Genomic DNA, 13,010 nt, shown 5'->3' with positions numbered 1-13,010 from the left:
TTTGCATTCTTTTATTACATCCTCCTTACACTTTGGAAATGGAGTGGAAAAATTCCCGACTACAAAGTACACTGAACCTAATGGACTAGTAACGTTTTATATAAGTCTCAATCGACTAGTTAACTAGAGGTGATTCGTGTGAAACCGTTCTTGCAGCTAGCAGTGGGTGTACTGACTCTTTTGGTCTTAATCAGTTGTGCATCTGAGGAAATTCCTCCTTTACCTACTATTACGGATACAGAGGAAGAAGCTGGGGTCGTTAGAGGCTCTTATAGTTGGGAAGACGGGGATCGCGCGACGACTACGAATGCTCCATCGCCTGATATACTCGTGTCAGATCAAAAGGAATTGGTAGTGCAGCCAGGAGAAACCATCTATGTCACTTTTCCTGAGGCACCCCTTGAACAAAAGCTCGGCATTTGGAAGTATGGTAGCGGCTCATTTCAAACTAGCATAGACGGATCGTACGAGGCACCAAAAGAACCTGGCGAATACAATTACGGACTGTTTAGCACGTGGGATGAAGGAACGGCTATTTTCGCTTGGAAAATTATCGTGGCAGAAGAGCGGTAACTACCCGGTCACTGCTCTTTTAACGACTAGCCACTGCGTTCTTTCACTACCTCTCCCATTCATTTTTTATTTTTCATACAACTGTTGCTGGAGTACGAGAATTAGGCAGTATTGTCAATCTCTTTCTCAGTTTGTCGACTACAAGCCCCACAACGTTTCACGTCCTCTTCCAAATACTCTCCAACAAGGCAACGTCCATGCTATACTAACAAGAGTAATGAAAAGGGTATAGACTTTCATACGAAATCAAGCTGGGGGTACACACCATGACGCTCATCGAAAAGTTACTTATTTATTTTGTAGGACTTATCATGCTTACAGCAGGCATTACGTTAACTATTCTTGCTGATGTCGGTGCGGGTGCTTGGGATGCACTCAATGTAGGATTAGCAGACGTCATCGGGCTTAGTGTAGGAAATTGGGTTATCATTATTGGCATTATACTCATATTTGTGAACGCTCTTCTCGTCAACCAAAAACCAAAGCTATTTTCAGTGCTTGCTATTTTTTTGATCGGTCTTTTAATAGATACTTGGCTTTCCATACTCACACCGGTGATATCTAGTGAATCAACTCTTGGAAAATACGCAGTCTTCCTGGTAGGAATGTGTACTATCGCTCTCGGGGTCACAATTTATTTGAAGCCACAATATCCACAAAACCCGATCGACATGCTCATGCTCTCTTTGCACGACCGATTCGGCTGGAACCTACTCGTTGCAAAAACAGTCGGTGAGGTCGCAGCGCTGGGGCTTGCCTTACTCGTTGGCGGTCCTATCGGCATCGGTACGCTCGTTATTACATTTGGAATTGGTCCGTTAATTCAGCTTTTCGATCCGATCGTAACGCGAGGATTTCGAAGACGTCCTTGGTATACGGCAAATACACATTAAAGACAGGTGAATCTGTTCACCTGTTTTTTTGTTGAAAAGGGGCTCTGCTCACACCGCCTTGATCACAACTAGACTGCTTTGTGTCTAATTTTCATACATAGAGCTCATGAAATGTTTTTGTGGAAAAGGGGCGGAGCGACGCCGAGCTCTAACCATGTTCATTTACCCTATTAGAATAAAACATCGCATAGGTAACCGTTATTACTTGGGGCTCTGCTCACACCGCCTTGATCACAACTAGACTGCTTTGTGTCTAATTTTCATACATAGGTTGGGTGTTGAGCTCATGAAATGTTTTTGTGGAAAAGGGGCGGAGCGACGCCGAGCTCTAACCTTGTTCATTTACCCTATTAGAATAAAACATCGCATAGGTAACCGTTATTACTTGGGGCTCTGCTCACACCGCCTTGATCACAACTAGACTGCTTTGTGTCTAATTTTCATACATAGGTTGGGTGTTGAGCTCATGAAATGTTTTTTTGTTGTAAAACTCCTCCTGCTGGGGATACTAAGGGCAAAATGTGCTATATAGAAAGGAGCATACTTATGCCAGATCGTACCCCACAACAACCGGAACCATTTTGGCGCGATCACCTGACCCTTCCTCAGTACCCATCGCTTCAAGAAGATTTAGAGGTTGACGTCGCGATCGTAGGCGGTGGCATAACCGGAATTACCACCGCTTTTCTTTTAGCTGAATCAGGAGTCAAAGTAGCCCTTATTGATGCGAGCCGTCTTATGAATGGAACAACAGGTCATACGACAGCGAAAATGACTGTGCAGCATGACCTTATTTACGACGAATTGATTGGAAATCTCGGCGAAGAGCATGCCAAATTGTACTATCAGGCGAATAACGAAGCGGTGGAGTGGATGAAAGCCTTTATTCAAAAAGAGCAGATTTCCTGTGACTTTAGTGAGCGCAGTGCTACGTTGTATGCGACAACTGATCAATATGCGAAGAAGATTGAAAAAGAAGCCAAAGCTTACGACAAACTCGGCATTCCTTACAAGCTTGAAAATAAGCTCGAAATGAATTTAGGTGAACTGAATGCCGTTACGATCCCGAATCAAGGACAATATCACCCCATTCGTTATTTGCTTACGATGCTACGAGACATTGAAGCAAACGGTGGGGAGATTTTTGAACAGACGGCGGCAGTGGATATAGAAGATGATGCCCAACCTACCGTCGTAACACGGGATGGACAGAAAATACGATGCGAACGGGTGGTAATCGCCACTCACTTTCCTTTTTACGATGGACTAGGCTTCTATTTTACACGGATGTATGCTGAAAGATCTTACGTACTTGCCGTCAAATCGAAAAGCCCTTACAACGGAGGCATGTTCTTAAAAGTCGACTCTCCGTCCCGATCATTAAGAGATGTGACCATAAACGATGAACAATATGTACTGATTGGTGGAGAAAGTCATAAAACGGGCCAAGGAATCGATACTCGCAAGCATTATGAGGCACTAGAGACATTTGCTCGTGAGAAACTTGGTGTCGCGGACTACCCGTATCGCTGGTCTGCGCAGGACTTAACCACGCTCGACAAGGTACCCTATATCGGACATTTGACTGAAAGCCATCCTCGCGTGCTAGTCGCAACTGGATTTCGTAAGTGGGGTATGACACACAGTACTGTAGCTGGTCACTTATTACACGACCTCATTCTTGAAAAGCAAAATCCGTACGAAGAACTATACAGTCCATCGCGCTTCCGCCCAGATCCAAGCATAAGACGCTTCCTTTCTACTAACGCGGACGTGGCTGGACATTTGCTGAAAGGGAAACTGGAGCTTCCAGTAAGTCAACCAGAAAACCTTAAATATGACGAAGGAAGACCTGTTGCAGTTAACGGGAGACGTGCTGGTGGCTATCGTGACCATGACGGCAAGCTACACGTTGTTGATACGACTTGCACGCATATGGGTTGTGAGGTCGAATGGAACGCTGGAGATCGCACGTGGGACTGTCCATGCCACGGTTCACGTTTTCACTATGATGGCAGTGTGGTGGAAGGTCCGGCAAAAAAACCGTTAAAGCTGCTGAATCAAGAGTTGAAGAATTCGTCAGAAAGCTGATAGACAAGAAAAGACTACCTCACACTCGAAAGGTGCGGTAGTCTTTGCGATCGAGGAGGCTCAGCTCGAGCCCGCGGAAAGCGTAGTGTATTTCCGGAGCGGTATAGTATGTAACAGCGAAAAGAGCCTACGAAAAAAGAAGAACTCCCTATGGAAGTCCTTCTCTCACTTCAATGATTACAAATATTCCTTCACACTAAGGAGCAGCGGGTGATCCTCCGCTAGCGTGGAGATCGTAGAAAGTGTCTGTAAATGATCGGTTTCCTCTACCATCTTTTGTAGCTGAACTGCCTCTTCATCGAGAGGGTTCTCATAGTAAAGCGCTGCTGCAATCGCTCGTGCCAAATGAGGGACTGCCTTGCCATTTTCTACACTCTTCCTAGCAGGCCCAACAAGTCGCTCGTTTAAACCGAGCTTCCGAATCGGTGCTCTACCTACTCGAGATAACTCATCTGATATATAAGGATTTTGAAAGCGCCCTAATATCTTTTCAATGTACTCATCATGGCTTGCCTTGGAGAAACCGTATGCTTCGACAAGCCAGCTTCCACTTTCTTGCAAGGCACCTTTTGTAATTTCATAAACTTCCTTGTTGTCCATAGCACCTTTGACCGTCGTTTCTCCTTTTTGAACGCCGACATAAGCAGCTACTGCGTGACCTGTATTGACTGTATACAGTTTTCGTTCAATATAAGGTTGTAGTTCGTCCACGTAGAGCACTCCGTCTATTTGTTGCTGTGCTGGTCCAGACTTTTCAACTACCCATTCAAAAAACGGCTCGACAGATACCGCTAGCACGTCTTCATGAGTTTGGACAGGAACAATTCTATCAACAGCTGCGTTTGGAAAAGTAACTATACTGTTCATAGCTTCCATCGTCTTGTCGTCAAGGTGGTGCGCTGTTTCTGCTTGCAATTTTTTACTCGCCCCAATTAAATTTTCACACGCAATGACTTCTAACGGTTTCTTTGATTTTGCCAGCCGAGCTTTCAATCCTTCTGCTAACGTTTTTGCGACCACTGGGAGAACGTGGGGACCAACTGCTGTCGTGATTAGCTCAGCATCTTCTATTGCCTCCACAACTTTTCCAGGCTCCTTACCGCTATGAAGTCCCCGGACGTGGTTCACTTCAAAAGATTCCTCGTCAGGCGAAGCGAGAAACACCCGATAGAACGATCTTTCATTTAGGGCATCTATGGTTTGTTCATTAATATCGACAAATATTACCTCATACCCTGCCTGGGACAGGAGAGCCCCGATAAAGCCTCTGCCGATGTTACCTGCACCGAAGTGAACAGCCTTTCTCATATACTGTCAGCCCCTTCAAATAAAGAGAGGACCTCGTCTTTTGTAGCTGCATCCTTCAATCGCAAGACATTCTCTTCTTCAGAACAAAGTACCGCTATTTTTGACAGAATTTCGAGGTGTTCTCCGTCCTTACCGGCAATACCAAACACAACGTATGCAATGTTGCCATTTCCGAAATCAACACCATCTGGGTATTGAATCATGGAGATCGCTGAAGTACGAATGTTTTCCTTCGCTGCATCTGTACCATGGGGAATAGCTACACCGTTTCCTATATAAGTAGTTGAAATTGATTCGCGCTCAAGCATTTTGTCTACATATGCGTTCTCCACCGCATTCTCTTGCACGAGCAAATTCCCTGCCATTCGAATGGCCTGTTCCTTTGTTACAGATGCTTGTTGTAGTACTATCGCTTCTTTTGAAATAATTTCTGACATGCCGCTCACTCCTGGTGTGTTATTTTCTTTGTGATCCACTGTTGACATACAGCATTCAATTTCTGCAAAAGTTCCCGCTCACTAGCATGTTCAAAGAACCAAATCATTTCTTCCGATTCAATCAAGGTCGAGCTAACAAGACTCAGCACCTCTGCACCTTCAGTCGATAGGCTTATCGGAGCTAGCATAAGCACTATGGTTTGAATATCCATTTGCTTCCCGTCCATCCCTTTCACTACGACTGGGGTTTGTAAACGGATAAAGTGAACAAACGGTGTTTTAACAGCTTCATGACGAGTATGATAAAGAGCCATTTTCGTTTGGGGGATACCTAGTCCTCCGCTCTTTTCTCGCTCTACCAGTTTTTGTACTACTTCCCTCGGTGAAACAATCAGCTTTTCCATATTCGTTTGTAAATGTTGCTTTAGTATTGATTCGATTGAGACCTCGTTGGTTGCAGTACAGGAGAAATTTTGCAAAATGCTTTTCACAACGTTACCGTATTGTTGCAAAATTGTAAGCCACTCGATCGTATTGCCTACATTGACCTTCTTGTCTTTATGGTTCATGGAAACCGAAGAGCGATGCATGATCTCCTCCAAATGCTCCTGCACAAAGTTGCGGATTTTCCGAATGTCTCCTTCTGGTAACAAAGGACTCACTTGCACATAACAGGACGCATCGATCGGAAGGGTAATTGTTGCAAGAATTACGTCGTAAGAGCTCAAGTCCTTCTTACGCATCTCTAGTAATGAGCAAAGTTCGATAGAGCGAAATTCTGGAAGCTCCTTTTGTATGCGACTCCCTAGCATTTTCGAGGAACCAATCCCGCTCGAGCATACGACCAGCGCTCGTATATGAAGCTTGTCTTTTTTTCCTTCGAGTACAGATCCGAAGTGCATCACTAGAAAGGCTACTTCATCCATCGGGAATTTAGTACCTGGGAACTCTTCTTTCAATCCGTGTTCCACAGCATGAACAATAGAAGGGTAATCATCAAGAATTTTTTGCTTTAAAGGATTGTACCCAGACACGCCGTTCTGTACTCTAAATATAGCTGGTTCCATATGAGCGAGTAGTCCTTGGTACAAAGAATAATCGTCAGCCAACGATACATTCAACTTTTTAGCAACTCGTTCAATAAATTGTTGCACTTTAAAGGACAGTGCAGAGCCTGCTAAAGCATCTAATGTGTGGTCTTCTCGTAATCTCCTTGCACTTCGCAAATGAAGCGTTACATATCCCTTTTCCTCCTGGGGGATTTCAATTGAAAAGGCTTCTCCCAAATACTCGACAAGCTCTGAAGCCGATTTGTATTCAGGGGTTGGTTGGAGGGATTGTAGTGTTTCTTCCTCCATTGAAATGGTTTCTTGATTTTGTAGCCGTTCTATCGTGACAGATAAATGCACTAATAAACCAAAGTAAGCACTGTCGGCCAAAGGATAGGGGAGCGCTTCTAAAAGAGGAGAGACGACTTCCTCAACTTGGTTAAAAATGTGCTCGTCTACGATACCAAACAAATCCGCTCGCTTCCGTTGTTTCCCGTGTATCCCTTGTTCAATTACATGAATCATATCTTCTTCTGAAAGACTGTCGAGAGCTAATTTTTGCAACAAATCCCTTTTTGATTGCTCGGTTCCCTCTAACGAAATGCCTTCTCCTCTTCTGCGAAGCAATTGCAGTGAGTAGGATTGGATGAGTACCTCTATCCGCTCAAGATCCTGGCGAACCTTTGCTACAGTAGCTTGCACGCTGGAGGCTAGCGTATATAATTTGATCGGTTCATCAGATTTCACGAGCATGCAAAGAAGCAAGCGACATCTCTCTGGTTGTGAATATTCCACTGGGGATTCTCTGTAGATGTCATGTAATAGCTTTTTTTGTTGCTCGACACTACCTAAAATCTGAACCCCTACTCCCGCTTTTCTTTCAAGTTTCATTCCAAATTTCAAGAGCGTGCTATCTACTCTGTTTAACTCTCGATGAATAGTTCTTTCGCTCGTTCCTAAACTGCTCGCTAATTGTTTTACAGGGATGTACTCTCTAGATTCAAGAAGTTTAGATAAAAGAGTTCTTTCTCTTCCAGAAATCATCACGGCGACAGCCCCCCTTTAAGGAGGCTAGTCACCTCCAACACTATTCTTGTCGTGCTTGTAATTGTTGTGTTAACTTATCGTACTCATCACTACCTAAAAAGTTATCGACTGAGATATGATACGCACTTGGTAATTTTTCCTTTGCTCTGTGCGTCAAATCCTTGTGTGTAATGACGATGTCTGCGTCTTCAGGTAATTGATTAATTGCCGAGTTGGTCACTGCAACATCTAATCCAGCCTTTTTAAATTTATTTTTCAACACGGAAGCGCCCATCGCACTGGAACCCATTCCTGCGTCACAAGCAAAGATAACTTTTTTAGCGTGTTGTAGATGATCCACACTTGTTTCTTTGTTAGCAAACTGCTCGGCGACTGTGCTCTTCTTCCCTTTCATTTCTTGCATTTGTTCAGCGGCCGCTTGAATATCTTCATTATTTACTTTAGATGTCTTTAATATGAGACTAGCGACGAAAAAGGATACCCCTGTTGCAACCAATACTCCTAGTATGACACCTAAATAGTTTCCCTTCGGTGTCATCCCTAATAAGGCGAAAATACTTCCCGGTGACGGCACAGCAATCAGCCCTGCATCAAAGGTCGCGAAAGTAGCTACCCCAGCCGCACCACCTGCAATAGCTGCTAAAATCAGTAGTGGCTTCATGAGGATGTAAGGGAAGTAAATTTCGTGAATACCGCCAAAGAAATGAATAACGGAAGCACCTGAGGCGGACATTTTAGCTGCCCCTTTTCCAAAGAACATGTAGGCTAATAAAATCCCTAAACCAGGACCAGGATTTGTTTCTAGCAAGAAAAGGATGGATTCTCCCTCTTTTGCAGCTTGATCAATTCCCAAAGGACTTAAAATGCCATGATTAATCGCGTTATTTAAGAACAGCACCTTTGCTGGTTCCACAAAGATACTCGCCAAAGGTAACAAGCCAGCATTTATAATGATTTCGACTCCCGAAGCTAGTGCCACATTCAGTCCTTCTACAACAGGACCAATGCCAGTAAGTGCTACTAACATTAGACCAGCTCCGACGATACCAGCTGAAAAGTTATTCACTAGCATTTCAAAGCCTGAACGTACTTTCCCGTCAAATAAGCTATCCACTTTTTTGATTACATATCCACTAAGCGGTCCCATAACCATTGCCCCGAGAAACATAGGGATGTCTGAGCCTACGATAACACCCATTGTGGCTGTAGCTCCGACCACACCACCTCTTGTACCATGAATCATCTTCCCACCCGTGTACCCAATAAGTAAAGGAAGAAGATACGTAATCGACGGACCGACTAGTGCAGCTAAACTCTCATTTGGCAGCCATCCATCTGGAATAAAGAGCATTGTAATGATACCCCAAGCGATAAAAGCACCGATATTTGGCATGATCATACTACTAAGAAAACTACCGAAGCGTTGGACTTTCACCTTTATTGAAACAGATTGTTTTGTTCCCAAAACGAAAACCTCCCCATTTTGATGCAATTTTTATAGAAACTAAGGAAATATATACAGCAATAAATTCGCTACTCATTCATGATAAAACGCTTACACACTCATCACAACGAAAAGAAAGCACGACTTTGTCACAAGACATGTTGCCAAAAAGTATGATTTTCAATGCAAATGGAGGGGAGGTGTGTAATAGGACACTATCCGGTCACCGGCAATACCGACAAAAATTAAGCGTATTGGCTTCCAATTTTTAGGCAAAATAAAACCTACTGACTATACCATCAGCAGGCCCATTGTTGTATTTATCGTCTGTTACTTTTCGGGTCAAAGGCATCACGCAGGCCGTCACCGATGAAGTTAATACATAGAACGGTTGTTAAAATGGCTAACCCTGGTGGAACCCATGCCTCCGGACTGTTACGTAATATACGTAAGCTTTGTGCTTCGGAAATCATATTCCCCCAAGTCGGTGTCGGTTGGGGTATACCAAATCCTATGAAGCTCAAACCCGATTCAATGATAATCATCGTTGCCATCATTAATGTTGCGTTTACAACAATCGGTCCGATAGCATTCGGGATAAAGTGTTTAAAAATAATACGGAAGTCACTCGCCCCAATCGCTCTAGCACCGAGAACGAACTCTTGTTCACGAAGAGATAAATAGGTACCTCGTATAATTCTCGTTAGCGTCGGCCAAGCGGTGATAGCGATAATCGTCACGAACAAACCAATGGTGACTTCTTGAATTATAGCGATAAGTGTCAATGCAAGAACGAGGAACGGCAACATGAGCATCATATCTGCAGCACGCATGATGATCGAGTCAACTTTTCCACCGTAGTATCCAGCGATGGAGCCGAGTGTTACACCAATGACGAGTGTAAAGAGCATTGCACTAAATCCTACGATGAGTGAGATGCGCCCACCATATAATAAGCGTGCTAAATTATCCCTTCCCGAGCTATCCGTGCCTAACGGATGATCTTCACTTGGCGGCCGTTCAATTAACAACAAATCGGCTCTTTCTGGATCTAAATCCGTAAACACAGGTGCAAATATAGTGGCAAGCACAATAAGTAATAAAATTACCACACCCGCAACAGCCAGCTTGTTCTTCATAAACCGCCGTAGAGCTAGTTGAAACGGACTGTTTCTTTTTGCCAGTTTTCCATTTACTCGAATATCAGAACTTGGGTCAGTCGATACCTGTGGATTCGGTTGCATGTCATATCACCTCAATCGTAGCGGATTCGTGGGTCAACAATACTGTAAAAAATATCAGCCAATAAATTACCGATTAGAATAAAAACACCTAGTAATAACGCAATCGCCATAACTACTGGATAATCACGACCGCCAATTGAGTTAAGAAACAGCGTACCAAGTCCCGGGTATTGGAACACACCCTCTGTTATAACAGCACCACTCAATAGTACACCTACTTCAAAACCTAAAAGTGTAATGATTGGAATCATTGCGTTACGAAGTGTATGTTTATACAATACATTTCGGTCGGACATGCCTTTCGCTCTGGCAGTGCGAATAAAATCCTTCCCTAGTACATCAAGTACTTCAGACCGCATGTAGCGCATATAGCTCGCCGTCCCTGCCAACCCAAGAGTTAAACCTGGTAAGACGAGATGTTGAAGCTTATTCAAGAATAAATCAAAGCCTTCAAGTCCCACTGCGGAAACGGATCCTTGTGATGGAAACCAACTTAATTCGATTGCCAATACATAAATCAGTACGAGACCAAAAAAGAAGTTAGGGACTGCTAACCCGAAAAAGCCAAACGCAGTAGCTCCATAGTCTAGTAGTGAATAAGGCTTTCTTGCTGAGTAAATTCCAATCGGGATCGAGACGACTACCGTTACTACTAACGCGAATAAACCTAGATAGAATGTGTTTGGAATTCGGTCTGAAATTAACTCTGATACTTGCCTTCCGTTATATACATATGACTCTCCAAAATCCCCTTGCGCAACATTTGCGACCCACCGTAAGTATTGGACGGGGACAGGATCATTTAATCCTAGTGCCTCTCTTTGCTGGTCGTACACTTCAGGATCAATATTTGGATCGAGTTGTGTCGAAAAAGCATCACCTGGGGCTGCTAGTGATAGTCCGAATACTAAAATGGTTAAGGCGATGAGCATCGGTATGAATATGAGAATGCGGCGAATGATATATTTGTACATCGTTTCCCCCTCCATCCCTTTCAAAATGGACAGAGCGTGCGGCGGCAATTTCCGCACGCCCTGTCCTCGCTAGTTGTTATTCAGTTACATACCACAAGTGTGGATCGTAGTACATGGAAGCTGGCATTGCTTTAACCCCTTGTAGACGATCGTTATAAGCCCACAAGCTGTTTTGTGCATACAAGATTAAGGCAGGTAATTCTTCTTGGTACATCACTTGCCAGTCACTGTACACTTGAGTACGATACTCTTGGTCAAATGCATCAGGCGGTGTTAGCGCATCTTCTAGTAGTTGGTCTGCTTCAGGGTTGTTCCAACGAGAATAGTTATACGCAGCAGTAGATTTCCACAACCCACTTGGATCTGGGTCTCCACTACCTAAAGCCCAACCTAGTAAGTATAGATCCCAATCTGTGTTAGTCCCTGTCAACTCATCTGCATAAGCAGCAAATTCCATCGGTTGACGGAGGTTGATATTAATTCCTACGTCTTCAAGCATTTGTTCAATGATAGGAGCTGAGCGTTCACGGAGTTGGTTTCCTGTCGGATAGTCTAGGTTAAGAACCCATTCTTCACCGTCAGCATTTTCACGGAAACCGTCACCATCCGTGTCAACGTATCCAGCTTCGTCTAACATTTCTTTGGCGAGATCTGGATCAAACGGATATTGGTTTGGATTCTCTCCATCGTAAGCCCAGAACTGAGTGGCAATTGGTGCATTAATGACTTCCCCTCGTCCGTAAAGTAACCCGTCAATAATTCCTTGACGATTGATCGCATAAGCAATCGCTTGACGAACGCTTTGATCTGCTAACTTCTCATTAGGTACCCAATTATCTGGATTAATCGTACCAGAAGCAGCATCTTCCTCTGTCATGTGGTTTTGCATCATCCCCATTAACTGATAACCAAAGTCTGGTTGCTCAATAATTTCGACGTTGTCTAACGCAGCTACTGTTTCGTAGTCTGCTGCTTGGAAGCCATTCGGGTCAGCGACAAAGTCAATCTCGCCTGTCTCCAACAATCCGATAATAACCGCTTGGTCAACAACACGCCAAATAATGCTATCTAGATATGGTTCAGCTTTCCAGTAGTCAGGATTCTTTTCAAGGATATACTGCTCGCCTTCGATCATTTCCGTAAACTTGAACGGACCTGTACCGATGACTTCACCAGGGTTCAAAGTCGGTCCTGCTGAAGGAATGTCAGCTATAGGTATATCGGCAAAGACATGCTCTGGAATAATGGAGAAAGCAGCGTCTTTTAACGCCGTTACGTTAGGCTCCGCAAACTTAAACGTAACTGTATAGTCATCTTCAGCAACAACACCTTGGAACTCATCTGTTGCCCCAGAGCTGAATTCTTCATAGCCAAGCAATCGAACAACATAGTCGGTACGTACACCGCCTGCTTCAACATATCCAGGACTTGCAAGCGTTTTATACGTAAATACTACGTCATCAGCCGTAAATGGTTCGCCATCTTGCCACTGTACACCTTCTTCTAAAGTAAAAGTTAACTCCGTTTGATCTTCATTGAATTCCCAATCAGACGCTAGACTCGGGATAAATTGAAGGTCTTCGTCTTGTGAAACTAACCCTTCGAAAACGAACGATGTGATATTCGATTCATAAGAGTCTTTGTAGAAAATCGGGTTAAAAATACCACCAGGCGCTGTGTCCATAGCACCGGTAACTGTTCCACCCATTTGTGGTTCACCAGTAGCCGGATCTTCCTCCTCAGCCGGATCTTCTTCTGTTGCCCCACCAGGATCTTCCTCCGGTGTTTCGGAAGTCGTTTCTCCAGAACATGCTGCGAGCACCCCAAGCAAGAGGATAAGCATAAGCATAAGTAACCATTTTTTGTTTAACTTCACATGATTCACCCCTTTTATAATGTCAAAACTCGGTGAAGCTCCTATTATTAACTCTACACCACCCCCTTCGTTCC

10 protein-coding genes are annotated in these 13,010 nt (G+C 44.0%); 3 read left to right on the top strand and 7 right to left on the bottom strand.

Features of this window, described 5'->3' with window-relative positions:
• Positions 1-129: 129 nt before the first annotated feature.
• The 3 genes from HHK01_RS02395 to HHK01_RS02385 all read left to right on the top strand — a co-directional run bounded on the left by HHK01_RS02395 (position 130) and on the right by HHK01_RS02385 (position 3,557).
• Positions 130-573, top strand: coding sequence for a hypothetical protein (locus tag HHK01_RS02395; RefSeq protein ID WP_228027630.1), 444 nt, complete (start codon positions 130-132; stop codon positions 571-573).
• 266 nt (positions 574-839) lie between these two features.
• Positions 840-1,466 carry a YczE/YyaS/YitT family protein gene (locus tag HHK01_RS02390; RefSeq protein WP_170006263.1) on the top strand — a complete coding sequence of 209 codons (627 nt, stop codon included), beginning with the start codon at positions 840-842 and terminating at the stop codon, positions 1,464-1,466.
• Between the two features lie 546 nt (positions 1,467-2,012).
• Positions 2,013-3,557 carry an FAD-dependent oxidoreductase gene (locus HHK01_RS02385; protein WP_228027629.1) on the top strand — a complete coding sequence of 515 codons (1,545 nt, stop codon included), beginning with the start codon at positions 2,013-2,015 and terminating at the stop codon, positions 3,555-3,557.
• A 177-nt stretch (positions 3,558-3,734) separates the two neighbouring features.
• Here HHK01_RS02385 and HHK01_RS02380 read toward each other — a convergent pair whose 3' ends face one another.
• The 7 genes from HHK01_RS02380 to HHK01_RS02350 form a co-directional block, all read right to left on the bottom strand.
• The gene (locus tag HHK01_RS02380; RefSeq protein WP_170006261.1) at positions 3,735-4,865 is read right to left on the bottom strand and encodes a mannitol-1-phosphate 5-dehydrogenase; all 1,131 of its coding nucleotides are present in this window, start codon (positions 4,863-4,865) and stop codon (positions 3,735-3,737) included.
• Positions 4,862-5,302 (bottom strand): PTS mannitol transporter subunit IIA, encoded by a 441-nt coding sequence (locus tag HHK01_RS02375; RefSeq protein ID WP_170006260.1) that lies wholly within the window; start codon positions 5,300-5,302, stop codon positions 4,862-4,864. The genes HHK01_RS02380 and HHK01_RS02375 overlap by 4 nt, the downstream gene beginning before the upstream one ends.
• Positions 5,303-5,307: 5 nt before the next feature.
• Positions 5,308-7,395 (bottom strand): BglG family transcription antiterminator, encoded by a 2,088-nt coding sequence (locus HHK01_RS02370; protein WP_228027709.1) that lies wholly within the window; start codon positions 7,393-7,395, stop codon positions 5,308-5,310.
• A gap of 43 nt (positions 7,396-7,438) precedes the next feature.
• A complete protein-coding gene (locus HHK01_RS02365) occupies positions 7,439-8,797 on the bottom strand; it encodes a PTS mannitol transporter subunit IIBC (RefSeq protein WP_407646950.1) in 1,359 nt (452 codons plus the stop codon).
• Between the two features lie 365 nt (positions 8,798-9,162).
• Positions 9,163-10,086 (bottom strand): oligopeptide ABC transporter permease, encoded by a 924-nt coding sequence (gene opp4C / locus HHK01_RS02360; RefSeq protein WP_170006257.1) that lies wholly within the window; start codon positions 10,084-10,086, stop codon positions 9,163-9,165.
• An 11-nt stretch (positions 10,087-10,097) separates the two neighbouring features.
• Positions 10,098-11,060, bottom strand: a complete 963-nt coding sequence (locus HHK01_RS02355) for an ABC transporter permease (protein ID WP_170006256.1) — start codon at positions 11,058-11,060, stop codon at positions 10,098-10,100.
• Positions 11,061-11,136: 76 nt separating this feature from the next.
• A complete protein-coding gene (locus HHK01_RS02350; RefSeq protein ID WP_322619378.1) occupies positions 11,137-12,936 on the bottom strand; it encodes a peptide-binding protein in 1,800 nt (599 codons plus the stop codon).
• Positions 12,937-13,010: the final 74 nt, after the last annotated feature.

Origin of the sequence: Bacillus fonticola (assembly GCF_012955605.1) — a bacterium.
GTDB classification, from domain to species: Bacteria; Bacillota; Bacilli; order Bacillales; family JC228; genus Bacillus_CG; species Bacillus_CG fonticola.
This window is presented reverse-complemented; position numbering and strand designations above follow the sequence as displayed.

Bases quoted from the DNA above. Each gene is read 5' to 3' on its own strand.
- HHK01_RS02390 (WP_170006263.1), top strand. From the start codon at position 840: ATGACGCTCATCGAAAAGTTACTTATTTATTTTGTAGGACTTATCATG.
- HHK01_RS02385 (WP_228027629.1), top strand. From the start codon at position 2,013: ATGCCAGATCGTACCCCACAACAACCGGAACCATTTTGGCGCGATCAC.
- HHK01_RS02380 (WP_170006261.1), bottom strand. From the start codon at position 4,865: ATGAGAAAGGCTGTTCACTTCGGTGCAGGTAACATCGGCAGAGGCTTT.
- HHK01_RS02375 (WP_170006260.1), bottom strand. From the start codon at position 5,302: ATGTCAGAAATTATTTCAAAAGAAGCGATAGTACTACAACAAGCATCT.
- HHK01_RS02370 (WP_228027709.1), bottom strand. From the start codon at position 7,395: ATGATTTCTGGAAGAGAAAGAACTCTTTTATCTAAACTTCTTGAATCT.
- HHK01_RS02365 (WP_407646950.1), bottom strand. From the start codon at position 8,797: ATGATCATGCCAAATATCGGTGCTTTTATCGCTTGGGGTATCATTACA.
- opp4C (WP_170006257.1), bottom strand. From the start codon at position 10,086: ATGCAACCGAATCCACAGGTATCGACTGACCCAAGTTCTGATATTCGA.
- HHK01_RS02355 (WP_170006256.1), bottom strand. From the start codon at position 11,060: ATGTACAAATATATCATTCGCCGCATTCTCATATTCATACCGATGCTC.